The following is a 25,458-nucleotide window of genomic DNA, read 5'->3' on the forward strand; positions in this document are numbered from 1 at the left end:
CCGGACGCCTGCTCACCACGATGCTTGGAGTTGCAATCGTTAGCAGGCAAAGAGCCTCAGCCACCGTCCCTGCCCGGCACGCAGCCCGCTGGAGGCTTCCAGGTGAGCAGCGCGTCCACCCGCGCATCCTGCACCCGGGACACCCCTTCCGGCGCATCGAGCCTGTTGACGCCGGGCTCGCGCGTGAAGTCCAGCTCCCTGACGGGGACGGGCGCCGCCGGGCAGCCTTCCTGGAACGTGGCCTCCGCGTCCTTCATGAGCACGTTCGCGTGGTCCTCGCCGGGAGCCCACGAATAGGGGAACGTGAACTGGCCTGACAGGAGCTCCGCGCCTCCCGGAGGAAACCAGTTCCAGCTCAGGCGCGTCTGCGCCGTGGAGCCTCCGAAGACCCCACCGGCGACCCCGCCCAGGTGTCCTTCATCGGTCTTGGGCCACTCGACGCGGAGGCCCTTCGGCACCGGGATGCGCACGGCCTCCACCTGCACGCCGTCCTTCACTTCGGGCTCCAGCAGCAACATCCACATCAGCTCGCGGATCCGCTCCGGTGACACGCGCCCCACCCTCACACCGGACTGGCGTGCGGCGTCCGTTCCCGCCGCGTCCACCTTGCCGTCGGACCTCAACGCCAGATTGGAGCAACTGCGCGAGCGGTACGCGGTCCCCGTCGCCAGATGGTAGGCGTCGAGCTGATCACAGAAGTCGTAGTGCCCCCGGCGGCCCCGAATCACCAGCCAGCCGTCGGCCGGCACGCGGATGCGTCCCAGCGGCAGCACCGTCTGGACATTCCGCGCCTGCGGGTTGATCGCGAGGCATCCTCGCCACGCCTTGTAGCGAAGCCGCGCTGGCTGCTTCCGGGCTTCCTTCATGCAGTCGGGCGGAGGCGGTGGATCCTCGTCGAACGTACCGGGGCGGCGGTTCTCCAGCCGGAAGGCCTTCTCCGCCCGTGCGCGCCAGGCTTCGGTCGCCGCGCCGCACGCACCGGCCTTCAAGGGACACAGCAGGGGGGCCAGCCGATGCGTCGGCGAAGCTTCTCGCGCCAGCACGTCGCGAAGGTCCGGAGGAATCACGACGGTCCGCGCCCCGACACGGCCCAGCTCCAGCTGCGACGTGAAGTACGCCTTGCCCCCGTCGCGCCACCACGTCTTCAACGCGAGCGCGGGCACGGCGTCTTCCTCGTCCCAGCTCAGCGGCTCCCGGCCCTCCTCCTCACGAGCGATGCCGAAGCAGCGGTGGCTCAGCAGGAGCATGAGGCCCGTCCGCGCCTCCTCCACGTCCCCGTCCTCCGGGAGCGCCTCCATCCGCGCATTGAACGCGGCCAACTCCGCGTTCGCCGCGTTCCAATCCGAAGCGCCCGGCGGACACGGGACGAGCTGCGAAGGCGCGGCCGCCAACAGCCAACCCAACCCGAAAGACACCACGAGGGACACGGACATGTCCGCCATGGCATCCGCTCACGGGCTCGGCCGTCAAGTCGCGGGGTGGCGAACTACTCGCCGAGGAGGGCCGACCAGAAGCGCACCATCTTCAGGGACTCCATCACGCTGGCCTGCCGGTCCATCTCCGCGTGGGTGATCAACGGCGTGGGCCGCAGGTGCACGTGCGTGTGCGGCTTCAGCGCTCGGGCCAGCAGCGTGGACTCGATGGCGGGGATGACGGAGTCGTCCGTCCCGTGCAGCAGGTACACCGGCGCCCGTGGCGCGGGCGAGCGCTCCGGCGACAGCGAGGGGTCTCCGGCGAAGCCCTTCACGAAGGGCAGCAACCGGGGCCCCAGCGCGGCCACGTCGCGCGTGTTCACCTGGTGCAGCAGCGTGGCGGCGGGCTCCGGCAACGCGGCCTCCATCGCGCGCGCCTCCGCGAACGCGGCCTCCGCCTGCTTGCTGTCCACGAGCGTCAGGTGCGACGCGTGCATGAACTTCAGGACGCCCTGGCGCAGCGCCTCCACCTGCTCCGGCGGCACCAGCCGGTCCGCGACGTTCAGCAGGATGACGACCACGCCGTAGTCATGGGGCCTGCGCTTCACGCCGTCCGCCTGCACGCCCGTGCACAGGAACGACAGCACGCGAGACAGCTCCCCGTGTCCCCCGAAGGACAGCACCGCGGCCACCCGGTCGCGCAGCGCGGGGCGGCCCGCCGCGACGACGGACAGGCCTCCGGAGAAGCTGATGCCGAAGAGGTCCACCTCTCCCTCGGGCGCCAGCGCTCCCGGGCCCAGCGCCCAGAGGGCCGTGTCCTCGATGACGTCCGGCAGGCGCGGCGTGATTTCGTAGCGCAGCAGGTCCGGCGGCTCCGGCGTGAGCACCGGCTGTCCGCCCATGGCCAGGTCCTCCGCCAGCTTCACCAGCCGGGGCTCGTCGATGCCGGCCGCGTGCACGCCGGACGTGAGCACGATGAGCCGGCCCTTGCGTTGATCCGGTTGGTAGAGCCGCCCGCGCACCGGCCCGTGGCGCGTGGGCACGCTCAGGTCCGTGACGGTGAAGGCCCCGGTGCCGTGGCGGGCCAGGGAATCCACCACGGCGCCGTGCAGGCCCGCCGCGCGCAGCACGAAGGACAGCCCTCGCAGCTCGGGGGGCACCAGGAGGACGACCGCGAGCAGCAGGGCCGCCAGCACGGCCCCCAGCGTCCAGCGCGTCCGCGGCTTCATTGCATCAGGGTTTCGACGAAGGTGCACAGCTGGTCGCGCTCGAAGGGCTTCTCCAGCAGCTCCCGCGCGCGACGGCCCACGAACTCACGGGCCTGCGGGTTCACCCCGCCCGTCATCAGGCCGGTGCGCGGCGCCAGCTCCGGCGCCAGCCGCTCCAGCTCCACCAGGAAGTCCATGCCGCTCATGCCCGGCATCATCAGGTCGCAGAGGATGGCGTCGAACTTCTCGCCGTGCGACAGCCGCCGCAGCGCCTCGCGCGCGTCCTGGATGACGTGCACCTCGTAGAGGTTGCGCAAGAGCCGGCTCACCGCGCTGCCCACCGCCGGCTCGTCGTCGATGAGCAGCAGCCTGCGCAGGTTGCGCGTCGCGCGCACCGTCTGCGAGGGCTCCTCCGCCGGAGCCGCGACCGCCTGCGCGGGCCGGAGGGCCTCGGGCGGCAGGCTGAGCGCCGGCAGCTCCACGCGGAAGAGGCTGCCCTGGCCCTGCTCGCTGGCGACCTCGATGTGGCCCCCCATCGCGTGCACCAGCGTGAGGCAGATGGACAGGCCCAGGCCCGTGCCGCCCTTGGGCGAGCGCGTGGTGAAGAACGGATCGAAGATGCGCTGGCGCACCTCCGCGGGCATCCCCGCCCCGTTGTCCTCCACCTCGATGAGCACGTGGCCCTCGCGGCCCGGGCGCAGGCGCAGCCGCAGCTGGTTCTCCTGCGGAGGCCGCTCGCCGAAGGCCTGGAGCGCGTTCATCAGCAGATGGGTGACGACCTGGGCCAGCCGGCCCTCGTTGCCGTGCACCGCCGCCACCGGCTCCAGCTCGCAGGTCAGGTGCGCGCGGTGCTGGAGCTCGTCGCGCATCAGCTTGACCGCGCCCTCCACCGCGCGCCGCACGTCCACCGGCCCGTGCTGCTCCTCCTCCGTGCGCGAGAACGTCCGCAGGTCGCGCACGATGGAGCGCACGCGCCCCGCGCCCTCCAGCGCCTCGGCCACCACCTGCCGCAGCTCCTCCAGCTGCTCGGTGGGCACCGGCACCACCGGCTGGGCCACGCGCTCCCAGAGGTAGGCCAGGTTGGAGGTCACGTAGGAGAGCGGGTTGTTGATTTCATGCGCGACGCCCGCGGCCAGCGTGCCCACGGACGTCATCCGCTCCGCCAGCCGCCGCTGCGCCTCCAGGCGGGTGCGCTCGGTGACGTCGCGCACGAGCCCCACGAGGAAGCGCTCGCCGTTGGGCAGCGCGTACGCGGCCCGCTGCGTGAGCACCTCGCGCGAGCGGCCCTTGGAGTCGGTGAAGGCGCCCTCGTCCTCCACCGTCTGCCCGGTGGTGAAGGCGCGCTCGTCCTGACGCCACGACGCCTCCGCTTCATGCGGCGGCGCCTGCGGAGAGGTGATGGTGCCGCGCAGCGCTTCGGCGGGCAGGTCCAGCAGGCGGCAGTAGGCGGCGTTCATCGCCACCAGCCGGTGCTCGCGGTCCTTGATGAACAGCGGCTCCGGCACCGCGTCCAGCGCGCCCTGGAACATGTCGCGGGCCCGCCTGAGCGCCTGCGCGTCCCCGTCCGAGGACCTGCGCCGGAGCGCCACCAGCCGCGCGCCCCAGCGCGTGCCGGGCGGGGCCACGCACTCATCCGCGCCCGCGCTGATCAGCGTCTCCGCCTCCTCGCCGTCGCGCGTCGTCAGCACCACCAGCCACGTGCGCGTCTGCAGCCGCCGCGCGTGCGCCCACTGGCAGCGCGCCTTCACGGCCTCCAGCGGGCCGCCGTGGTCCCACAGGACGAGGAGTCCCTCGGGCAGCGGCTCCGGCGGAGACTCGACGCGGAGGACGCGACACGCGCGCCCTTCGGCCGTGGCGCACAAGTCGCGCTCCACGTCCTGGGCCACCGTGGCTGGGACCGCCACCAGCATTGCGTGCACCGCGTCGCTCCTCGCGCCCCACGGGATTCTTCCGCCCGCGTTGCCCGTCAGCATTGCAGCCTTGACCCCACCAACCCGTCAACGCGGGGCCTCGCGGACTGCCCGTAGCCCATTTCCGGGTCCGGTGGGACTCAGATTTGCACGGAACCTCGTGCCACCACGCGGGGCCCTACCTTGCAGGAAGGTAGGAGCGCACACCGCGCGCAGTGCTGGGGCACCGTCTTCGCCGGGCACGCACCACTCATGCCGTAGTGGCACAAAGCAAAGTCGTAGCGGACGGGGTCTTCCGGATCGAGCGCCCGCAGGGACGCCGTCACCTCCTCCGCCGTGCGCCAGGTGAGGTCCGTGCGCTTCGTGAGCCCCAGGTGCAGCGCCATGCGTCCGATGTGCGTGTCCAATGGGACCAGCAGTGCTGATGCAGGCACCTGCTTCCAGATGCCGAAGTCCACCGCGTCCGGTCCGCGCACCATCCAGCGCAGGTACAGGTTGAGGCGCTTCGCCGCGCCCGGCCCCAGCGGCGACGGCAGCAGGTGGTGCAGGCCGCGCTCCGGCCCCATCGCCTCGCGGAGCGCCTCCATGGGCACGTCCCGCAGCGCGGCGGTGAAGGCCGCGAGCGCGCCGTGGAGCGTGCCGCTCGCCCTCCAGCCCTGGACGAACAGGGCCTCCAGGCTGCCGTGCTCGCGCAGCGCGCGGCCCATGCCCAGCAGCAGCACCGCGAGGTCGGTGCCCACGTTGAAGCGGTACACGAAGCCCGTGAGGAGCGCCTTCGCTCCCGCCACGTCCAGCGCGCGCACGAAGGCCGCGGGCGAGGGGCCCATCTGCCTCAGGAGCGCGTCCACCTTCGGGCGGAAGAGGTCCGCGCGCCCGTACGCCAGCGCCGCCGCGAGCAGCGCGCTGACCTCCACGTCGCGCGGGTCCGTGTAGCGGTGGGGGAACTCCACCGGGTCGAACCCGATGCGTGCCTTCGCGTCGGTGGAGGCCAGGAAGGCATCCAGGCGGGGGCGCAGCCGCTCGGCCGCCTGGATGCTCAACCCTGTGTGCGTGGCACGGCGCTTCTTCATCTCGCGGACTCCCACGTGGTCGGTAGGAACACGGCGAAAGGGCCGCGCCCTTCCAGTCCTAACGCGTGAGCTCGCGCACCGCGTGGCCCAGCTCCGGGAGGATGAGCGCGTCCAGCGCCAGCCGCACCGCCTGCGGCGAGCCCGGCAGCGCGAAGAGGATCATCCCCTGGTAGGTGCCCGCCGTGGCGCGCGACATCATCGCGGGGCTGCCGATGCGCTGGTACGACAGCATCCGGAACAGCTCGCCGAAGCCGGGCAGCTCCTTCTCGAAGAGCGCGCGAAGCGTCTCCACCGTGCAGTCGCGCCGGCCAATGCCCGTGCCGCCCGTGAAGAGCACCGCGCGGGCCCCCGCCGCCTGCGCCTGCGCGAGCGCGCCGCGGATGGCCTCCGGATCATCCTTCACCACCGTGTGACCGGCGACGGTGTGCCCCGCGGCGGCCAGCCCCTCGCGCAGGTCCTTCCCGCTGCCGTCGTGCGCCTCGTCCCGGCTGTCCGAGCACGTCACCACGTACGCGCTGACATGCACCGGCGCGCGCGCCTTGTGCTCCGCCGCCACCGCCGAGCCCTCGTGCGAATGCCCGTGGTCATGGCCGTGCGAGTGACCGTGGTCATGGCCGTGCGAGTGGTCATGGTCGTGGTCGTGCGAGTGGCCGTGACCGTGGTCGTGCGAATGCCCGTGGTGGTGGTGGCCGTGGCCATGACCGTGGTCATGGTCGTGATCGTGTCCGTCGTGTCCCATGGTGGACGCTCCTGAAGGCGGAAGGTGGCGGTGCGAAGGTCAGGCGTCGGGAAGGTCGACGACGAGGTTTCCGTCCTCGACCGTGAGCTGCACCGTCGGCTGGTCGTCACAGACGCCGGGAGAGGTGGCGTTCTGGCCCGTGTCCATGTCGAAGCCGACTTCGTGGCAGGGGCACACGACCATGTTGTCCTCGATGCGCCCGCCCGACAGCAGGCAGCCGGCGTGGTTGCACCAGTCATCGAGGCCCTTGTAGCGGCCGTGGATCTTCGCGATGCAGACGTTGCGCTTGCCCACTTCGTAGCCCCGCATCTCCCTCTCGGCGAAGTCCGCGGGTCCCAGCTTGATCTTCGTCATTGCGTTCCTTTTCCCACAACGCGTCCGGGCCTGCACCCCCGTTCCCCCGGCATTAATTTCCCGACCGTGACTCCCGACGTGACACCCTCCACCGCCGTGCTCACCGACAAGGCGGCCGTCGCCCAGCTCCTCCGGGACATGTCCCTCCTGCTCCAGCTCCAGGGCCAGAGCGGCTTTCGCGTCCGCGCCTACGACATCGCCGCGGACCGCATCGCGAACCTGCCGCAGGAGCTGGGCGCCATCGTCACCGAGGGCCGCCTGCAGGAGCTCCAGGGCATCGGCCCGGGGCTCGCCGACAAGCTCACCGAGCTGGTGACGACCGGCCGCATGAGCGCCTTCGAGGAGCTGAAGGCCCGGTTCCCCGCCGGCCTGCTGGAGCTGATGAAGCTGCCGGACGTGGGCCCGAAGAAGGTGGCGGCCCTGTGGAGCGAGCTGAAGGTCGGCAGCGTCGAGGACCTGGAGCGTGCCTGCAAGGACGGCCGCGTGCGGGAGCTCAAGGGCTTTGGCCCCAAGAGCGAGGCGAAGCTCCTGGACGGCATCGCGGTGTACCGGCGCGCACGCGGCGAGCGGAAGCTGCTGGGTGACGCGCTGCCCATCGCGGAAGGGCTGCTGGAGCGGATCCGCCAGGCCCCCGGCGTGGTGCGCGCCAGCCTGGGCGGCAGCGTGCGCCGTCGCGCGGAGACGGTGTCGGACGTGGACCTCATCGCCTCCGCGCCGGACGCGGGGCCGGTGCTGGACGCGCTCGCGAACGCGCCGGGCGTGGCCACGGTGCTGGGCAAGGGCGACAGCAAGTGCTCCGTGCGCATGGTGCAGGGCGACCTCCAGGTGGACCTGCGCGTGCTGCCGGACGAGGACTTCGCCACCGCGCTGCACCACTTCACCGGCTCCAAGGCGCACCACATCCGGCTGCGCAACCTGGGCCACGAGAAGGGCCTGAAGATTTCCGAGTGGGGCGTGCACCGCGAGGACGGCACCAAGGTCCCCGTCCCGGACGAGGCGACGCTGTACCGGCTGCTGGACATGCAGGAGGTGCCGCCGGAGCTGCGCGAGGACAACGGCGAGTTCGAGGCTGCGCGGGCCGGCAAGCTGCCGGAGGACCTGGTGACGCTCGAGGACGTGCAGGGCGCGGTGCACGCGCACAGCACCTGGTCCGACGGCCGCAACACGCTGGAGGAGATGGCGCGCGCGGCGCAGGCGCTGGGGCTCAAGTACCTCACCGTCACCGAGCACAGCGAGGCGGCCATCCACGCGGGCGGCCTGAAGGTGGATGACCTCAAGCGGCAGTGGGAGGAGATCGACCGCGTGAACGCGGCGGTGCCCGGCGTGCGGCTGCTCAAGGGCATCGAGGTGGACATCCTGGAGTCGGGGGCGCTGGACTACGCGGACAGCGTGCTGGAGCAGCTGGAGGTCGTCATCGCCTCCATCCACGTGCGCCACTCCATGGACGAGGACCAGATGACGCGCCGGGTGCTGGCCGCGCTGGACAACCCGCACCTGCACATCCTGGGACACCCCACCGGGCGCCTCCTCCCGAGCCGCGAGCCGTACGCGCTGCGCATGCAGGAGGTGCTGGAGCGCGCCCGCGAGCGCGGCGTCGCGGTGGAGATCAACGGCAAGCCGGCGCGCCTGGACCTCAAGGCCGAGTACGTGCGGCAGGCCGTGGGACTCGGGGTGAAGCTGGTGGTGAGCTGCGACGCGCACCGGCAGGAGGACCTGAAGAACCTGGCCTACGCGGTGGCCACGGCGCGCCGGGGCTGGGCGAGGAAGAAGGACATCCTCAACACCCGGTCCGCCGAGAGCTTCCTCGCCGCCCTGCGGGAGCGCTGATAGGCTCGCGGGCGCGAAGATGTTCCGCCCGCTCGTCCTCATCCCCGCCCTCCTCTGCTTCCTCCTGGCCCTGCCCACGCGGGCCGGCGCGGAGGCCCGTCCGTCGCGCGCCGACCTCCAGCGCGTGCTGGAGCTGCACGCCCGCTCGTCGGTGCGCGTGCGCGGCCCCCAGCACGCGGGCCCCGGCATCATCGTGGGCGCGGACGGCCAGGTGCTCACCGCCGTGTCGCTCGTGGGCCCGGAGTCCGCCCAGGTGGAGCACGCGGGCAATGCGCTGACGGCGCGCGTGGTGCTCTGCAGCACCGCCCTCCAGGTCGCGGTGGTGGCGGGCCCCCAGGGCGCGTGGCCCGCGGCGCCGGTGCGGCTGGTGCCGGAGGGGCTCGCGGGCCGCTGGGTGGTGGGCGTCATGCCCGCGCGCAAGAAGGGCCAGCGGGACACGCCCAGGGCCACGCTGGCGAAGGCCGCGCCCGCGCCGTTCTTCGACGTGGACCTCACGCTCGCGCCGGGCAGCCCGCTGTATGACGGGGATGGGCGGCTCGTCGGCGTCGTCGTCGAGCGCCGGGGCCGTGGCGCGCGGGCCCTGCCCCTGTCCGCGGTGAAGGCGGAGCTCGCCTCGGCGGACACGCCATGAGCCGCCCCGCGGGGCCGCCCTTCCGCATGAGCGCGGTGCAGGAGGCGGTGGGCCTCTGGGCGCTGGGCTTCCTGGGCATCGTCGTGGCGTTCGTCCTCGCCGGGGGCAGCAGCGTGCCCAAGCTGGTGGCCACGGTGGGCTTCCTCTACCTGCCGCTCATCCCCATGCGCTGGCGCGACGAGGACTACCGCGACTACGGCCTCAGCTTGCGCGCGTGGAAGCAGGACGTGCGCCTGTTCCTGGTGATGTCCGCCATCGTGGGGCCGCTGTTCTTCGCGGGCTTCGCCGGCTTCGTGCAGGTGGTGCCGCACCTGCCGCCCGGGCTCGCGCGGCACCTGACGCCCATCATCGGCGAGGGCCACTTCCAGCCGCGCCTGCCCCCGCGCTTCGGCGAGTGGGTGATTGATCAGCTCTTCGTCGTGGCCCTGCCGGAGGAGTTCTTCTACCGGGGCTACCTCCAGGCCCGCCTGCGCGACGCGTGGCCGCAGGGGCGCGTGGTGCTGGGCGCGCGGCTGGGGCGCGCCTTCTGGGTGACCGCGCTCCTCTTCGCGCTGGGCCACCTGGCCATCTTCCAGACGTGGCGGCTGGCGGTGTTCTTCCCCGCCCTCCTCTTCGGCTGGATGCGCGAGCGCACCGGCACGATTGTCGGCTGCTCCCTCTTCCACGCCGCCTGCAACCTCTACGTGCGCTTCCTGGAGGAGTCGTTCTTCGGCGGCCCGTAGCGGCCGTTCAGGCGGGCGGCAGGTGCTGGACCTGGAGGTCCGCGCCCACCACCAGCGTCGTGCCCTGCGGCAGCTCCACCCAGCCCTGCGTGCGCGTGACGTGGCTGGCCACCACGACCGTGCGGCGGCGGCGGTGCGCGCTCACCTCCGGATGCGTCTCCGGCGTGTCCGCGGTCACGCCGCAGTGGGCGCACTCCACGCTGCCCTCCAGGCGCGTGTAGTACAGCGGGGCCTCGCCGCGGTGGGTGGCGAGCAGCACGGCGCCATTCGTGGCCACCAGGTTCAGCGGCGGCGTGCGCACCTGCCCGGCCCGGACGAACGCGGCCTCCACCTCGCGCACCGTGTCGCGCAGCACGCGGCCGGCGACAGCGGGCTCCAGGCGCGGATCATCCGTGCGCCCCAGCTCGCGCAGGTGCGTGAGGAAGAGGGCGAAGAGGAGCTCGCTGTCGGTGGGGCCCCGCACCTGCCGCTGGAGGTGCTCCGGCACGCGCGACAGCAGCGGTGCGCGCAGGGGCTCGAAGTCCGGCAATGGCCCCTGGTGGGCGAACAACCAGTGGCGGGCCCGGAAGGGCTGCGTGTTCTCCTCGGGCGACAGGCCGAGCGGCAGCCGTCCCGCGTGGAAGAGCACCGCCTCCGATTCGTGGGGAGGCCCCAGGTCATCCAGCGTGAGGTCCCGGTCCGGCGCCAGGCGGCGCAGGAGCACCTCCTCCTGGGCATAGGAGCCCACCCCCAGGGCGTTGGCCCGGGCATCCGGGCGGAGGACGACCTGCCGCGTCAGCCGGTGCAGCTCGCACCGGAGGAGGTTGGGATCCGACGACAGGGCGGCGAGGATGGCGGACATGGTGACTCCCCCCTTCACCCAAGGGATAAGGTCCAGGGACCCGGGGTTCAGCGCCGCCAACCCGCTCCCCTGCTCTGGCGCTAAGCCCTTGAAATGGCTGGCATTTAATCAGTCATTGAATTGACACCTCACCACGTGGCGCCTAACCTCCGGGCGCTTCCCGACTGCCCTCTTCCCAGAGGGACCGGGGTGCAGGTCTTCACCGGAGACGGAATGGCGGACGACATCGCAATCGGCATCGACCTGGGCACGTCCTATTCGTGCGTGTCCGTCGTCCACGAGGGTCAGCCCACGGTCATCCCCAACGAGTGGGGCGAGACGACCCATGCCTCGTGCGTGTCCTTCCTGGAGGAAGGGTCCGTGCTGGTGGGCAACGCGGCGAAGAAGAACATCATCACCAGCCCCGAGAACACGGTGTACTCGGCCAAGCGGCTCATCGGCCGGTACTACTTCTCCGACGAGGTGAAGAAGGCGCAGGCGGTGATGCCGTACCGCATCGTCGAGGGCGACAACAACTCGGTGCGCATCGGCGTGCGGGACCGCAGCTATTCGCTGCCGGAGATCTCCGCGCTGGTGCTCAAGGAGATGAAGGCCGTCGCGGAGACGTACCTGGGCCGCGAGGTGCACAAGGCGGTCATCACCGTCCCGGCGTACTTCAACGACAACCAGCGCCAGGCGACGAAGGACGCGGGCCGCATCGCGGGCCTGGAGGTGCTGCGCATCCTCAACGAGCCCACGGCGGCGGCGCTCGCGTATGGCTTTGGCCGGGACGTCAACCAGCGCGTCGTCGTCTACGACCTGGGCGGCGGCACGTTCGACGTGTCCATCCTGGAGATCGGCAAGGACGTCTTCGAGGTGCTCGCGACGGCGGGCGACACGTACCTGGGCGGCGACGACTTCGACGACCGCATCATGACGTGGATGGCGGACGACTTCCTCAGCCGCACGCGGCTGGACCTGCGGCAGAACAAGTACTGCCTGCAGATGCTGAAGGACGCGGCGGAGAAGGCGAAGATCGACGTGGGCCAGAACGGCACCGCGGAGATCCTCTGCCAGGGCATCTGCCAGGACGCCAACGGCAACGTGATGGACCTGCGCAACACGCTCAACCAGGACCAGTTCAACCGGATGGTGATGGACCTGGTGCAGCGCACGTTCAAGGTCTGCGACGAGGCGCTGCAGAGCGCGCGGCTGACGGCGGCGGACATCGACGCGGTCATCCTGGTGGGCGGGCCCACGCGGCTGCCCATCATCCGCAACTCGGTGAAGCACTACTTCCAGCGGGAGCCGCTGGAGGGCATCAACCCGGACCAGGTCGTGGCCATGGGCGCCGCGCTCCAGTCGCACGCGCTGTTGGACAGCAAGACGGAGACGTTCCTGGTGGACGTCACGCCGCTGACGCTGCGGATTGGGACCGTGGGTGGGTACACGGAGAAGATCATCGACAAGAACACGCCGGTGCCCATCGACCGGTCGAAGACCTTCACCACCAGCCGCGACGGGCAGGAGAAGGTGAAGATCCGCGTGTACCAGGGTGAGTCCAACCGCGCCGAGGAGTGCGAGATGCTGGGCGAGTTCGAGTTCTCGGGCTTCCGCATCGGGTATCGCGGCGAGGTGAAGATCGAAGTGACGTTCGAGATCAACACGGACGGTCTGGTGAACGTGTCCGCGTGCGACGTGGAGACGGGCCAGAAGACGTCCACGTCCATCACCCTGTCGTCCGGCATGACGGAGGCGGACATCCAGCAGTCGATCCAGTCGAACCGCAACACGCGGCTCGCGGGCCACAACGCCAGCGACCTCCCCGCCGTGGCCAACTAGGCACCGCCGATGTCCGAGCCTTCCGATCCGAACGCTGGCGCACCGCCAGGGCCCGCCGCGCCCCAGGCCCCCGCGCGTCCGGCGCTGCCCCGCGTGACGGCCTCCGTGCCCCCGTCCGTCCCGCCCACGGCGCCCCGGCCTCCCGCCGCGGCCCCGCCGCCCCCGGGGACGGCTCCGGCCGCGAGAGCGACTCCGCCCCCTGTGACGCCCCCGCTGGCTCCGGCGGCGGCACGGCCCGCGTCGGGTCAGGTGCCGGCGGTGGCTCCCGCGGCAAGGCCCGCGTCCGGGCAGGTGCCCTCGGTGGCTCCGGCGACGGCACAGGGTCCTTCGGCGGGGGGCGTTCCCGCGGCACGGCCCGCGTCCGGGCAGGTGCCTTCGGTCACGGCACCGGCGGCACGGCCTGCTTCAGGCCAGGTCCCATCGGTGACTCCGGCTGCGGCACAGGTTCCTTCGGCGGGTGGCGTTCCGCCCGTGACGGCGCAACCTGCGTCGTCCAGCGGTGTTCCTCCCGTCACGCCCGCGAGTGGAGCGCCTCCGCGTCCCACGCCCGCGGGCCTCGCGCCCATGGGGGCCGCGCCCCGTGGGGCACCTCCGGGCAGCGCACCGGTGGGCACTCCCGCCGCTTCACGGCCCACGGTGTCCGGGGTTCCGTCCGTCGGCGTCGCGTCGTCCGCGCCTCCTGCGACGACCGCGCAGACCCGTCCCACCGTCACGGCGATTCCGGCCGTCGGCGCGGTGACTCCGCCGCAGGCTCCGGCGGCGCCAGCCAGTGCTCGCCCCACGGGCACGGCGACTCCGACCATCGGATCAGTCGCTCCGCCTCAAGCACCGGCAGCAACCACCGAAGGCGCCCGACCCACGGGCACGGCGACTCCAACCGTCGGATCAGTCGCTCCGCCTCAAGCACCGGCTGCAACCACCGAAGGTGCCCGACCCACCGCCACGGGGGTCCCGGCTGTCGGCGCCATTGCTCCGCCCCAGGCACCGGCGACGCCCGCCGCTGCGCGCCCTACCGCTACCGCGATTCCGACCGTCGGCACGGTGGCTCCACCGCAGGCACCGGCAACGCCCGCCGCTGCGCGCCCGACCGTCGCGGGGGTTCCGGCCGTCGGCACGGTGACTCCAGCAACGCCCGCTGCTGCGCGCCCGACCGTCGCGGGGGTTCCGGCCGTCGGCACGGTGACTCCAGCAACGCCCGCTGCTGCGCGCCTCACCGCCACGGGGGTTCCGGCTGTCGGCACGGTGGCTCCGGCAACGCCCGCCGCTGCTCGCCCCACCGTCTCCGCGATTCCAGCGGTCGGCGCGGTGGCCCCGCCCCAGGCTCCAGCAGTGCCCGCCGTGGCACGCCCCACCACCGCGACGCCTGCGGTGGGCGCTGTGACTCCGCCCCAGGCTCCGGCAGTGCCCGCCGCCGCGCGTCCCACCACCGCGACGCCCGCGGTGGGAGCGGTGGCTCCGCCCCAGGCTCCAGCGGTCCCCACCGGCGCACGGCCGACCACCGCGACGCCTGCGGTGGGCGCGGTGACGCCTCCCGGGGCCCCCGCGTCGATGCCTCGCATCGCGCCGGTCGTTCCTCCCACCGCGAGCGCTTCGCCCGCGATGCCTCCCGCCATGCCGCCGGCGATGCCTCCAGCGGTGCCCGGCGTCGCGGCCATGCCGACACCGCCGCCCGTGGCCCGCGCGCCCTCGGCCGTGCCGACCATGCAGCCCCTGAGCCCCGTGATTCCGCCCGTGGCTCCCGCGGCCCGGCCGCCCTCGGTGCCCACCATCGCCCCCGCGGGCGCCCGGCCTCCCGCCGCGACCCCGGCCCCGGTGCCTCCCGCCGCACGCCCCATCCCCACCGTGGGCCCGGTGACGCCGCCTCCCGTCGCGCCCCGGATCAGCCCGCCCACCGTCGGGACGCCGCCGCCGGTGCTCGCCGTCGGGCACGTCGTCCCGCCCATCGCTCCCGGGCTCCCCGCGCCGCCGCGCCCTGGCAACCGGCCCACCACGTCCCTGCCCGCCGTGGCACCCGCCGGCTCCGCCCGTCCGCTGACGCCGCCACCGGTGGCCCCGCCGCGTCCTCCCGCCGCCAGCGTGCCCCCGCCGCCTCCGTCCTCCGAGGGCCCGGCCCTCAGTCCGGAACAGCTCGTGGACCTGGAGTCCCGCTGCGCGAAGCTCGACCAGATGGACTACTTCGAGCTGCTCAGCCTGGAGCGCACCGCCGCGCCTGGCGACATCAAGAAGGCCTTCTACCGGGAGAGCCGCGTCTACCACCCGGACCGCTTCTTCCAGCTGGAGTCCAAGGCCCTCAAGGACCAGGTGAACGAGCTCTACAAGCGCGTCACCGAGGCCTATTACGTCCTGCGCGACGACACCAAGCGCAAGAAGTACCTCACGGACATCGCCGGCCCGGACCGCGCGCAGAAGCTGCGCTTCACCGACGCCTCCGAGTCCGAGACCAAGGCCGCCGCGAAGAAGGAACAGGAAGAGCAGATCGGCACCCATCCCAAGGGCCGCCAGTTCTACGCGCAGGCGCAGAAGGACCTGGAGTCCGGCAACCCGTCCGCCGCCGAGCGCAACCTCAAGATGGCGCTCACCTACGAGCCCTCCAACGCCCGCTACAAGGAAGCCCTCGCGGAAGCCCAGAAGCAGACCGCGGACAAGTCCAAGGGCGACTCCTCGTTCAAGATCCGCTAGCGGCCCCAGGAGCCCACCGACATGGTCATCGACCTCATCCTCCTGGGCATGGTGCTGTTCTTCGGCATCCTCGGCGCCCTCTCCGGCGCCGCCCGGCAGGTGGCCAACTCCGTGGGGCTCGCGGCGGGCTACTTCGTCTCGCGCAAGCTCGCGCCCCTCGCTGGCCCCAAGCTCGCCGTCGCGCTGGGCTCGCCGCTGCTCGTGGGCACGCTCTTCGGCACGGTGCTCCTCTTCGTCGTGACGTGGCTCACCGTGCGCTACGCCCTGGGCGCGCTGCTCCTGCGCTTCCTCTCCGGCAAGGACCCGGAGGAGCGCGGCATGGACCGCACGCTGGGCTTCATCCTCGGCGGGGGGAAGATGGCCGCGCTCTTCTGGGTCTGCCTGAGCGCGCTTACCTTCATGGAGCAGCACGTCGTCGTCGCCGGCAAGCGCCTGGGCGTGGCCCCGAAGGACTCCATGGCCTTCGACCTGTCCCGCCGCTTCAACCTCTTCGAGCTGACCCAGTTCGCCCCGCTGGAGGACCTGGTCCGCGTGGCCCAGGCCACCCACGACCCCGCCAAGGCGAAGAAGCTCCAGGACGACCCGGCCTTCAAGGCCCTGCGCAAGGACCCGCGCTTCCAGGTCGCGCTGAACCACCAGGACCTGCAGGACGCGCTGGAGCGCGGCGACACGCGGGCCCTCCTGCGCAACGACGTGGTGCTCCAGCTCATCCAGGATCCGCAGGCGGCGGCACGGCTGGGCGCCGCCGCCCGGGCCTCCGAGAAGCCGGCTCCCGCTAAGCGTTGAGCTCCACGTCGTCCAGGCTCGCGAGCCGGGCCTTCACGAACTCCGCGTCCACCGCCACCTGACGGTGCCGCCGCTCCGGCGCCTCGAACATGACGTCCGACATCACGTGCTCCAGGATGGAGCGCAGGCCGCGCGCGCCCAACCCGCGCGACATGGAGTAGCGCACCACCTCCCGCAGGCCGCTCTCCGGGAACTCCAGCTCAATCTCATCCAGCGACAGCAGCTCCTTGAACTCGCGGGTGATGGCATCCGGCGGCTCGGTGAGCACGCGCAAGAGGTCGGACTCGCCCAGCCGCTCCAGCTGCACCATCACCGGCATGCGGCCCAGGAACTCCGCCATCATCCCGAAGTCCACCAGCTGCTTCGTGGAGATGCGCTTCTCCTTGCGCTTCGCCGTGAGCGCGTCCGCGCCGAAGCCCATGGCCCGGCCGCCCTCGTCGCCGAAGTCGTGCAGGTCGCTGAACGTGCCCGCGCAGATGAAGAGGATGTCGCGCGTGTCCACCTGCACGAAGTCGCTCTTGTTCCACGCCTGCGTCACGTTCATGGGCACGTGCACCTCGCGCCCCTCCAGCAGCTTCAAGAGCGACTGCTGCACGCCCTCACCGCCGATGTCGCGGCTGCCCGCGCCGTTGCGCGCGCCCTGGGTGCGGCGGGCAATCTTGTCCACCTCGTCGATGAAGATGATGCCCCGCTGGGTGTCCTCCACGGAGTGGTTCGCCTTGAAGAGCAGGTCGGACACCATCACCTCCACGTCCTTCCCGTAGTAGCCCGCCTCCGTGTACTCGGTGGCGTCCACGGTGGTGAACGGGACGTGGAGGATCTCCGCCAGGTTGCGCGCGATGTGCGTCTTGCCGCTGCCCGTGGGACCGATGAGCAGGATGTTGGACTTCTTGATGAGGGACTGCCGGCGCATCCGCCGCGCCTGGATGCGCTTGAGGTGGTTGTGCGCGGCGATGGCCACCGCCCGCTTCGCTGCTTCCTGTCCGATGACGTAGCGATCCAGCCGTTCGAAGATCTCCCGCGGGGTCAGTGGCGCTGCCTCTTCCCTGCGTGCGGACGACTCCATGTACCCTCCCCTTCTCTCCACTCGGCCTCCCTGCGCTGCCTAGGAGGAAGGGTAGGAATTGGATGCTGACCGGCCCACCAGGGCCAGCACCCCGAATGGGGCCCCTGCCCGCCTGCCTGCTCCTCGAACAGGCGGCTATTGAATGCCCGGGACGTTTCCGATAGTCCGGCCCCCCTCCCGTGTTCATGGGAGTTTCCACCCCCCGCCGCGCGCTCCACCGGAGGCACGAAACAACGATGGCCGCTCCCTCCCCTCAGCACCGCTGGACCCTGGCCGATGCCCACGAGCTGTACGGCATCCGCAACTGGGGCTCGCCCTACTTCGGCATCAACGACAAGGGCCACGTGTGCGTCCACCCGGACGGGCCCGCCGCTCCGAGCATGGACCTCAAGGAGCTGGTGGACGAGGTCCGCCGCCGGGGCATCGGCCTGCCGCTGCTCCTGCGCTTCACGGACGTGCTGCGCCACCGCGTGGTGCACCTGAACAACGCGTTCAAGAAGGCCATCGCGGATCAGGGCTACAAGGGCCTGTACCGGGGCGTGTACCCCATCAAGGTGAACCAGCACCGCTACGTGGTGGAGACCATCATCGAGGCGGGCAAGGAGCACACCTACGGCCTGGAGGCCGGCAGCAAGCCGGAGCTGCTCGCGGTGATGGCGCTGCTGGACAGCGAGGACGCGCTCGTCATCTGCAACGGCTACAAGGACGAGGAGTACATCGAGACGGCGCTCTTCTACTCGCGCCTGGGCCGCAACGTCATCCTGGTGGTGGAGAAGCCCAGCGAGCTGCCCCTCATCGCGGAGGTGGCGCGCCGCACCGGCATCACCCCGCGGCTGGGCATGCGCGTGAAGCTGTCCACGCGCGGCGCCGGCAAGTGGGAGGCGTCCGGAGGTGACCGCTCCAAGTTCGGCCTGTCCTCGTCGGAGCTGATGAACTGCATCAGCTTCATGAAGGACGCGGGCCTGCTCGCCTCCTTCGAGCTGCTTCACTTCCACCTGGGCAGCCAGATCTCCAACATCCGCAACGTGAAGAACGCGCTGCGCGAGGTGGGCTGCTTCTACGTGGAGGTGGCCCGCCAGGGCGCGCCCTTGAAGTACCTGGACGTGGGCGGCGGCCTGGGCGTGGACTACGACGGCTCCCAGACGAACTTCGCGTCCTCCATGAACTACACGACGGAGGAGTACGCCAACGACGTCGTCTTCGGCGTGATGGAGGCCTGCGACCGCGCGGGCGTGCCGCACCCCACGCTCGTCTCCGAGTCCGGCCGCGCCGTCGTCGCGCACCACGCGGTGCTGGTGGTGGACGTGCTGGGCACCAGCGAGTTCGACCCGTCCCAGACGCCCGACAAGGTGGACGACAAGGCGCCCTCCGTGGTGCGCAACCTCTATTCGACGTTCCGCGAGGTCACGAACAAGAACGTCATCGAGGCCTTCCACGACGCGCAGGACGCCAAGGAGGAGAGCCTCCAGCTGTTCTCCCTGGGCCACCTGTCGCTGGAGCAGCGCGTGGCCGCGGAGAACCTCTACTGGGCCATCTGCCACAAGATTTTGCGCGTGGCGCGCGAGGCCGGGGAGATTCCGGAGGAGCTGGAGTCGCTGGAGAAGCAGCTGTCGGACACGTACTTCTGCAACTTCTCCGTGTTCCAGTCGCTGCCGGACTCGTGGGCCATTGATCAGCTCTTCCCGATGATGCCCATCCACCGCCTGGCGGAGAAGCCGACCCGGCGCGCGACGCTGGCGGACATCACCTGCGACTCGGACGGGAAGATCGAGCACTTCATCGACAAGCGCGAGGTGAAGGACGCGCTGGAGCTGCACGCGCTCAACAGCGACGACTACTACCTGGGCATCTTCCTCGTCGGCGCGTACCAGGAGATCCTGGGCGACCTGCACAACCTCTTCGGGGACACGCACACGGTGCAAGTGTCGCTGGCTCCGGGCGGCGGCTACCTGATTGATCACGTCGTCGCCGGGGACACGGTGACGGAAGTGCTCAACTACGTGAGCTACAACAAGGACGACCTCGTCGCGAAGCTGCGCAAGTTCACGGAGCTGGCGCTGCGCCAGGGGCGCATCACCCTGGACGAGTCGCGCAACCTCCTGCGCGTCTACGAGGACGGCCTGTCCGGCTACACGTACCTGGAGCGCGAGGTGGACGCGACGTTCACCTCCGCCAGCCAGCTGCGCCTGCTGCCCGGGCCGGAGAACGGGGCGCGCAACCCCGTCTCCCCCTCGGGGACCTGAAGGCCCTGACGAATCACGCCTCCGTCGGGACCGGTGCCTGTTCGCCGGTCTCGACGGACGTGTCGCTGAACGCGGCCTGCGTCGCGCGCAGCCGCAGCGTCTGGAGCGTCTCCAGCTGCCCGTCGGCGCGGTCCGCGAGGAACCCGAAGTCGAACCGCGCCAGGCGCGGATCCTTCGCGGCCACCAGCGCCAGGCTCCGCCACAGGGACACGCGCCCGTGGGAGCCCACGCACAGCCCCTCCAGTTCCACCAGCCGGCTCAGGGGTGAGTAGCGCAAGAGCGAGCCGTTGAGCTTCAGCCGCGACAGCTTCTCCGTGATCCACGCGCCGCCGACCTTGAGCGGATCCACCCGCACCTCCAGGGCGGACATCACCGCCAGCAGCGTGGCGCGGTCCTGCTCCAGCAGGGGGACGAGCGTGCCCAGGTACTGGCCCACGGGGTTGCTGCGGTTCTCGCGCTCGGTCCGCTTCGCGAGGTCCACGCCCACGGTGGAGCCCAGCAGATGGTCGTTGAGGTAGATGCCCAGTCGCTTCACGTTCATGTCGAGTGCCCCTCCCCCGAGGCATCAAACGGACTTCACGAGGGTGGGCACGGCGGCCGCTTGTCGCATGCAGCCAGCGGGGCTCGGAGGGCAGACGGCCATCCGAGCCCCGGCACGGCCGCTTCAGTCCGGATAGCCGAACGACGCCGTCACCTTCACGTCCGGGTGGAGGCTGCGCGCCACGGGACACTCGTGGGCGATCTTCTCCAGCATCGCGCGGTGCTCCTGGGTGAGGCCGGACGGCATCAGGATGGACAGCACCAGCTCCCCAATCTTGCGCGGCGGCGGGGTCATCCGCTTCTCCACCGTCGCGCGCACCTCGCCCAGGGTGATGCCCTCCTTGCCGGCCATCAGGTGCATGGTCGTCACGACACAGGACGCCAGCGCCGTGGCCACCAGGTCCGTGGGGGAGAAGCTGCCGCCGGTGCCGCCGTTGTCCTTCGGCGCCTCCGTGGGCAGCGTCGCGCCGGACGGGCCGTGCGTGACCTGCGTCTTCAGCTGGGGGGCACTCACCAGGGACATCACCACACCCGTCGCGGGCTGCTGACTCATCACCGTCTCCTTTGGGACTTGAGGCCTGGGAAAGGACTGCGCTCTCAACGCACGAAGCTGTCGTGGGCCTTCGCGTCCTCTTCGGAGGAGGGCTCGGCGTCCTCGACGCTCCAGTCCAGCGTCTTCATCAGCGACTTGCTGCGCTTCTTGACGTCCGCGTCCAGGAACTTCACCGCGTCGCCCATCTTGTCCATCAGGCGCATGGGCTTGCGCTTGTTCTTGGGTTCGCTGAACAGCGCGTGCGTGAGCCACGGGAACACCGCCGTCACGTCGCAGTGCACGTACATGGAGCCCGTCTCCACCGCCTCCACGGACACCTTGCCCCAGGTGTGGCCCTCACCGGCCGGGCAGCTGGACAAGGCGCCGTTGTCCACCGGGTCCACGCAGAACTGCACGTCGATGTCGAAGCCCGACGTGGGGACGTTCAAAATCTGGTCGAGCAGCGGCTCGCCCTGGAGCGTGTAGTTCTTGGGCACGCCGCCGCCCAGGATCCAGATGGCCAGCTTCCCGCTGCCATGGTGGCGGCAGTAGTGCTGCATGGCGGCCATGGAATAGACGTCGTCGTTGATGTCGAGCTCGAACTTGAACTCGTCCCCCAAGAGGCGCTTGAGCTTCACGACGTTGAGGAAGATGGAGCCGTCCTGCACGGCGCCCACCCAGATGGGCACGCCGTGCTTGTAGCAGGTGGACAGGAGCGACGGCTGCTTCACGCCCAGCTGCTTCTCGATGCCGTGGATGGCCTTGCCCAGGAGGTAGTGGAACTCCGGCGTGGTCATCTTCTTCTGGAACTCCGGCTGGCGGAGGATGGCGGAGAAGAGGCGGTCGGTGTCGAGCAGCGCCTCCTCCCAGAAGCCCAGGTCGTAGATGCGGATGATGCGCGCCAGGCGGTACTGGAGGTCGCCTGCGTTGGGGTTCACCTCGCGGATGCCGTGGCCGATGATGCGGTGGGCGTCGTGGTAGAGGTTGGCGCCCGTGGTGGTGATGGCGGAGATGATGCCCTTCTCCACCAGGGGGATGAGGCAGGACTGGTGCAGGCCCGCGGGCGTCATGGCGCCCGACAGCGTGAGGAAGATGGACGCGTCCTGCTGCACGGACTGCTGCATCAGCTCGAACGCGGTGCGCTCCTGCCGGCCCACGTAGGCGCTGAACGCGTGCGCGAGCAGCTCCGCCGGCTTCTCCTTGCCGGTGATGGGGCGCGGATCCGCCTTGCGCGCGTTCGCGTAGGCGGCGCGAAGGGAGGACTTCTTCGGGGTCGGGGTCTTGGCCATGGCGCGGCGATCTAACACCGCCCGCCTGCCAAGGGGAGGCCCGCCTTCAGCCCTGCCCCTCCCCAAGGGGTCGCCACCCGACAGGAAGAAACCCCGTGCCGTGCGGATTCACACAGGGCCCGCTCTTCCGGCCCCTTCCCATGGGGACATGGCGTAAGAGTGCCCGCCTCGCCGCCCTCCGGAGGGTCCCCCAGCCGTGATCGACCTGCATTCGCACACCACCGCCAGTGACGGCCAGTACCCGCCCTCGGAGCTGGTGGCGCGCGCCGCCGCCGCGGGGGTCACCGTCCTGGCGGTGACGGACCACGACACGGTGGCGGGCCTCCAGGAGGCAAGGCAGGCGGCTCAGGCCCACGGCCTGGAGCTCGTGCCCGGCATCGAGCTGTCCGCCTTCGTGTACGGCAAGGAGGCCCACATCCTGGGCCACTTCCTGCGCCCGGAGGACCCGGACCTCGCGCGCTTCGCGGACCGGCTGCGGGACGAGCGCACCCGGCGCATGGAGGCGATGGTGGCCCGCCTGCGCAACCTGGGCTTCCCGGTGCGCATGGAGCAGGTGCGCAAGGTGGCCGGGGACGCGCAGCTGGGGCGGCCCCACCTGGCGCGGGTGCTGGTGGACCAGGGCTGGTGCCTGGACATGAAGGCCGCGTTCGACCGCTTCCTGGGCACGGGCCGCGCGGCGTGGGTGGAGCGCTTCAAGCTGGACGGCGCGGAGGCCATCCGGCTCATCCGCAACGCGGGCGGCACCGCGACGCTCGCCCACCCCGGCTCCTCCAAGATGGAGCGCCCGGAGATTCAAGCGCTGGCGAAGGCCGGGCTGTCCGGCCTGGAGGTGCTCAGCGTGGACCACAACCCCACCGTGCGGCAGAAGTACCTGGCGCTCGCGGCGGAGTTCGACCTGGTGCCCACCTTCGGCAGCGACTTCCACGGCGAGGCGGTGGCGCCCGACCACCGCCTGGGCGTCGCGGCCATGCCCCTGGAGCTGTTCCAGAAGCTGCGTGCCCGCGCGCCGTCGTCGCAGCCGGTCTGAATCAGGACCGAGGCTGGGCCTTGAAGCGGCTCGTGACGGCGGTGAGCCCCTCGGCCACGGACTGGAGGTCCTGGGCGATGCGCGTGGTGCGGCCGGTGGCGTCCACGCCCTGCTTCACCAGGTCCGCCACGTTGCGAGCCCCCTGCACGGCCTGCTCGCTGGACTGACGCTGCTGGCGGGTGGCGATGGTGATTTGCCGCGCCGCCTCGCTGGTGCCGCGCGCCAGCTCCACGATGCGCAGGAAGACGGCGGAGGCCTGCTCGGCCACCTCCACGCCGCGGTCGCTCGTCGCCATGCCCACGCGGGCCTTGGACGCGGCCTCCTCGCCGGAGTCCTGCACCTTCTCCACGATGCGGGCGATGTCGCGCGCGGACACGGACACGTTCTCCGCCAGCTTGCGCATCTCCGCGGCCACCAGGGAGAAGCCCCGGCCCACGTCGCCCGCCTTGGTGCCCTCCAGCGCCGCGTTGAGCGCCAGCAGGTCGCTGCGCTCCGCCACCTGGTTGATGACCTGGGCGATCTTGGAGACCTGCTGCAGGTCCTTGTTCAGCCCCACGATGGCGTCCGCCACGCCCTTGGACTCCGTGCGGATGTCGCTGATGCCGCCCACCACCTGGGCCACCACCGCCATGGCCTCCGCGACGGCGTCATGGGTGCGCCGCGCGCTGGACTCCACCACCTCCGTGGAGGAGGAGATCTGCTCGGCGGTGCGGGAGAGCTCCTCGAACGTGGCGGCGATCTGCTGCGCGTACGCGGCCTGCTGGCTGATGACGTGCTCCTGATCCGCGGAGGCGCCCATCAGGCCACGGGACGCGCTGGACAGCTGCTCGGTGCGCGTGACGAGCTCCATCACCGTGGCGCGCAGGGTGCCCAGCATCTCGTTGAAGGAGGTGGCCATCTGCCGCACCTCACCGGCGGCGGACACGTCCAGCTCGCCCCGGAACACGTCGCCCCGGGCCACCTCGCGCGCCACCTGCGTGACGCGCGACACGGGGTCCGCGATGGCACGGCTGATGATGACCGCCAGCCCCAGGCCCAGCACCGCGGCGCCCAGGTAGCCCATGAGCGAGTAGCCCTCCGTCGCCGCCAGCGCGGCCTTCACCTCGTGCGTGCCGAAGCCCGCGCGGTACACGCGGCCGTCGCTCTCGCAGCGCACCACGACCTGGTCCGTCAGCCGCGCCACCGTGCACGCCCCCGGCTTGACCTCCTTCGGCACGGTGGGCCCTTCCGGCACCTGGCCGCGCACGGCCACCACCGTGCCGTCCGCGCGGGTCAGCTCCTGGAAGTTGAGCGTGAAGCCCCCGGACTCCACCTGGGAGAACACCTCGTCGCGCCGCGCGCGGGCGTCCGGGGCGCTGTCCGGCAGCGCGAGCGAGGGGTGGCGGACCACCAGCGTCCCCAACGTCACGGCCCGCCCGGCCAGGACCTCCATGCCCGCGGCCTGCTGCCGGGCGGGGAAGTACACCCCGGTGAAGAACACCACCGCGAGGCACGGGATCAGCACCGCGATCGCCACCTGCATCCGCAAGGTCAGCCGGCCCCACATGTCGACGACTCCCCAGGCGATGAGCGGAAACAACGGGACAGCCCGCTGACGCTAGGCGTGCGCTCCCCACAGCGTCAAACCGGCCCCGGGGTGATCCACCGCCCGTGTCCGGGCAGGCGTCCGGGCGGCGTGGGCCCGGCGGATGAGGGCGGCTGATGGGCCCGGCATTTCGGCCGTCTTCTCAAGGGGTTGGCGCGCCCTGGGCGGGGGTATTTCCCTTTGACACGACGCCAGCGGTGTCGTTAGGGTCCGCGCCCGATGACTACACCCCTCGCACCGTACCTGCCGATGGCGGTGGTGCTCCTGCTGGCCGGCGTCCTCGGGATGATCATCCCCCAGGTCACCACCCGGCTGGGCCCCAAGCGCCCGAGCAGCACCAAGTCGGCCCCCTTCGAAGCAGGCTCCGAGTCGAGCGGTCCCGCTCGCCAGCGCTTCGCCGTGAAGTTCTACGTCATCGCGCTGCTCTTCATCGTGTTCGACGTGGAAGCGGTGTTCCTGTACCCCTGGGCGGTGAACTTCCAGGCGCTCGGCTGGTTCGGCTACGTGGAGATGCTGGTTTTCGCGTCGACCCTGGTCGTGGGCCTTATCTATGTCTGGAAGAAGGGCGCTCTCGACTGGGAGAGCTGAGACAATTCCATGGCTGACACCGACATCGCTCCGATCATGACCACCCGCCGGGAGGAGGCCACGGGCTTCTTCCAGAAGCTGGTGTCCAAGGGCCTGGGCTGGGCCCGCAAGTACTCGCTGTTCACCTACCCGTACGCCACCGCGTGCTGCGGCATGGAGTACATGTCCGTGGCCGCCAGCCGGCACGACATCTCGCGCTTCGGCGCGGAGTTCCCCCGCTTCTCGCCGCGCCAGGCGGACCTGCTGATGGTGGTGGGCACCATCAACCTGAAGCAGGCCCCCATCCTCAAGCGCGTCTACGAGCAGATGACCGAGCCCAAGTGGGTCGTGGCCTTCGGCGTGTGCGCGTCCTCGGGCGGCTTCTACGACAACTACGCGGTGCTCCAGGGCATCGACCGCATCATCCCGGTGGACGTCTACATCCCCGGCTGCCCGCCGCGTCCGGAGCAGGTGCTGGACGGCCTGATGCTGCTGCAGGACAAGATCGGCAACCAGGTGCACCGGCTGCGTGACCCCGGCCAGCCCAACGAGACCGCGGCGCACCACGCCCGCATGCTCGAAGCCGGCAAGTAGTCACACCGCTCCTGC

22 protein-coding genes are annotated in these 25,458 nt (G+C 71.1%); 10 read left to right on the forward strand and 12 right to left on the reverse strand.

Translation table 11 applies throughout. From position 1 onward, the window contains the following. Positions 1-56: 56 nt before the first annotated feature. From NR792_RS13085 to NR792_RS13110, 6 genes are all read right to left on the reverse strand, one after another. On the reverse strand, positions 57-1,433 hold the full coding sequence (locus NR792_RS13085) for a hypothetical protein (protein ID WP_375760383.1): 1,377 nt from the start codon (positions 1,431-1,433) through the stop codon (positions 57-59). 53 nt (positions 1,434-1,486) lie between these two features. Beyond that, positions 1,487-2,641: a hypothetical protein gene (locus tag NR792_RS13090; protein WP_375760384.1), complete on the reverse strand. Its 1,155-nt coding sequence runs from the start codon at positions 2,639-2,641 to the stop codon at positions 1,487-1,489. Then, positions 2,638-4,593, reverse strand: a complete 1,956-nt coding sequence (locus NR792_RS13095) for an ATP-binding protein (RefSeq protein ID WP_375760385.1) — start codon at positions 4,591-4,593, stop codon at positions 2,638-2,640. Before NR792_RS13095 ends, NR792_RS13090 begins: the two co-directional genes overlap by 4 nt. A gap of 77 nt (positions 4,594-4,670) precedes the next feature. After that, positions 4,671-5,600 carry a TIGR02757 family protein gene (locus tag NR792_RS13100; RefSeq protein WP_375760386.1) on the reverse strand — a complete coding sequence of 310 codons (930 nt, stop codon included), beginning with the start codon at positions 5,598-5,600 and terminating at the stop codon, positions 4,671-4,673. Positions 5,601-5,658: 58 nt separating this feature from the next. Further along, positions 5,659-6,126: a molybdenum cofactor biosynthesis protein B gene (locus tag NR792_RS13105; RefSeq protein ID WP_208752328.1), complete on the reverse strand. Its 468-nt coding sequence runs from the start codon at positions 6,124-6,126 to the stop codon at positions 5,659-5,661. 252 nt (positions 6,127-6,378) lie between these two features. After that, positions 6,379-6,693 carry a Rieske 2Fe-2S domain-containing protein gene (locus NR792_RS13110; RefSeq protein ID WP_120526926.1) on the reverse strand — a complete coding sequence of 105 codons (315 nt, stop codon included), beginning with the start codon at positions 6,691-6,693 and terminating at the stop codon, positions 6,379-6,381. Between the two features lie 66 nt (positions 6,694-6,759). Between NR792_RS13110 and polX the strand changes: the two genes are divergently transcribed. Genes polX through mrtX form a run of 3 tightly spaced genes read left to right on the forward strand, consistent with a single transcriptional unit; the run spans position 6,760 to position 9,873 of the window. After that, a complete protein-coding gene (gene polX, locus NR792_RS13115) occupies positions 6,760-8,520 on the forward strand; it encodes a DNA polymerase/3'-5' exonuclease PolX (protein ID WP_375760387.1) in 1,761 nt (586 codons plus the stop codon). A 19-nt stretch (positions 8,521-8,539) separates the two neighbouring features. Next, positions 8,540-9,151, forward strand: coding sequence for a serine protease (locus NR792_RS13120; RefSeq protein WP_375760388.1), 612 nt, complete (start codon positions 8,540-8,542; stop codon positions 9,149-9,151). Next, on the forward strand, positions 9,148-9,873 hold the full coding sequence (mrtX, locus tag NR792_RS13125) for a myxosortase MrtX (protein WP_375760389.1): 726 nt from the start codon (positions 9,148-9,150) through the stop codon (positions 9,871-9,873). Before NR792_RS13120 ends, mrtX begins: the two co-directional genes overlap by 4 nt. A 7-nt stretch (positions 9,874-9,880) precedes the next feature. Here the strand turns inward: mrtX and NR792_RS13130 are convergent, their stop codons facing one another. Beyond that, positions 9,881-10,714 carry a class II glutamine amidotransferase gene (locus tag NR792_RS13130; protein WP_375760390.1) on the reverse strand — a complete coding sequence of 278 codons (834 nt, stop codon included), beginning with the start codon at positions 10,712-10,714 and terminating at the stop codon, positions 9,881-9,883. A 213-nt stretch (positions 10,715-10,927) separates the two neighbouring features. On the opposite strand from NR792_RS13130, the gene dnaK reads away from it, so the two are divergent. From dnaK to NR792_RS13145, 3 genes are all read left to right on the forward strand, one after another. Continuing rightward, on the forward strand, positions 10,928-12,535 hold the full coding sequence (gene dnaK / locus NR792_RS13135) for a molecular chaperone DnaK (RefSeq protein WP_375760391.1): 1,608 nt from the start codon (positions 10,928-10,930) through the stop codon (positions 12,533-12,535). A 1,338-nt stretch (positions 12,536-13,873) separates the two neighbouring features. Next, complete coding sequence (locus tag NR792_RS13140) at positions 13,874-15,214, forward strand: DnaJ domain-containing protein (RefSeq protein ID WP_375760392.1); 1,341 nt, start codon at positions 13,874-13,876, stop codon at positions 15,212-15,214. Between the two features lie 21 nt (positions 15,215-15,235). Next, positions 15,236-16,000 (forward strand): CvpA family protein, encoded by a 765-nt coding sequence (locus tag NR792_RS13145; protein ID WP_375760393.1) that lies wholly within the window; start codon positions 15,236-15,238, stop codon positions 15,998-16,000. On the opposite strand, the gene clpX is transcribed toward NR792_RS13145, so the two are convergent. Next, entirely contained in the window at positions 15,990-17,066 is a 1,077-nt protein-coding gene (clpX, locus tag NR792_RS13150) for an ATP-dependent Clp protease ATP-binding subunit ClpX (RefSeq protein ID WP_375760394.1), read from the reverse strand. The genes NR792_RS13145 and clpX overlap by 11 nt on opposite strands. A gap of 236 nt (positions 17,067-17,302) precedes the next feature. Here clpX and speA point away from each other — a divergent pair, with 236 nt between their 5' ends. Continuing rightward, the gene (gene speA, locus NR792_RS13155; protein WP_207056084.1) at positions 17,303-19,309 is read left to right on the forward strand and encodes a biosynthetic arginine decarboxylase; all 2,007 of its coding nucleotides are present in this window, start codon (positions 17,303-17,305) and stop codon (positions 19,307-19,309) included. 13 nt (positions 19,310-19,322) lie between these two features. Here speA and NR792_RS13160 read toward each other — a convergent pair whose 3' ends face one another. The 3 genes from NR792_RS13160 to NR792_RS13170 all read right to left on the reverse strand — a co-directional run bounded on the left by NR792_RS13160 (position 19,323) and on the right by NR792_RS13170 (position 21,670). Beyond that, positions 19,323-19,850, reverse strand: a complete 528-nt coding sequence (locus tag NR792_RS13160) for a hypothetical protein (protein WP_375760395.1) — start codon at positions 19,848-19,850, stop codon at positions 19,323-19,325. 123 nt (positions 19,851-19,973) lie between these two features. Then, entirely contained in the window at positions 19,974-20,402 is a 429-nt protein-coding gene (locus NR792_RS13165) for an OsmC family protein (protein ID WP_375760396.1), read from the reverse strand. A gap of 44 nt (positions 20,403-20,446) precedes the next feature. Continuing rightward, entirely contained in the window at positions 20,447-21,670 is a 1,224-nt protein-coding gene (locus NR792_RS13170) for a deoxyhypusine synthase family protein (protein ID WP_207056078.1), read from the reverse strand. Between the two features lie 196 nt (positions 21,671-21,866). Here NR792_RS13170 and NR792_RS13175 point away from each other — a divergent pair, with 196 nt between their 5' ends. Beyond that, positions 21,867-22,697: a PHP domain-containing protein gene (locus NR792_RS13175; RefSeq protein WP_375760397.1), complete on the forward strand. Its 831-nt coding sequence runs from the start codon at positions 21,867-21,869 to the stop codon at positions 22,695-22,697. A gap of 1 nt (position 22,698) precedes the next feature. On the opposite strand, the gene NR792_RS13180 is transcribed toward NR792_RS13175, so the two are convergent. Then, positions 22,699-24,243, reverse strand: coding sequence for a methyl-accepting chemotaxis protein (locus tag NR792_RS13180; RefSeq protein WP_375760398.1), 1,545 nt, complete (start codon positions 24,241-24,243; stop codon positions 22,699-22,701). Positions 24,244-24,501: 258 nt separating this feature from the next. On the opposite strand from NR792_RS13180, the gene NR792_RS13185 reads away from it, so the two are divergent. Together NR792_RS13185 and NR792_RS13190 are read left to right on the forward strand one after the other, a co-directional pair. Then, the gene (locus NR792_RS13185; protein ID WP_014398096.1) at positions 24,502-24,870 is read left to right on the forward strand and encodes an NADH-quinone oxidoreductase subunit A; all 369 of its coding nucleotides are present in this window, start codon (positions 24,502-24,504) and stop codon (positions 24,868-24,870) included. Between the two features lie 9 nt (positions 24,871-24,879). Next, complete coding sequence (locus NR792_RS13190) at positions 24,880-25,443, forward strand: NADH-quinone oxidoreductase subunit B (RefSeq protein WP_120528387.1); 564 nt, start codon at positions 24,880-24,882, stop codon at positions 25,441-25,443. Positions 25,444-25,458: the final 15 nt, after the last annotated feature.

The organism is Corallococcus exercitus (genome assembly GCF_042231735.1).
Classification (GTDB): Bacteria; Myxococcota; Myxococcia; order Myxococcales; family Myxococcaceae; genus Corallococcus; species Corallococcus exercitus_B.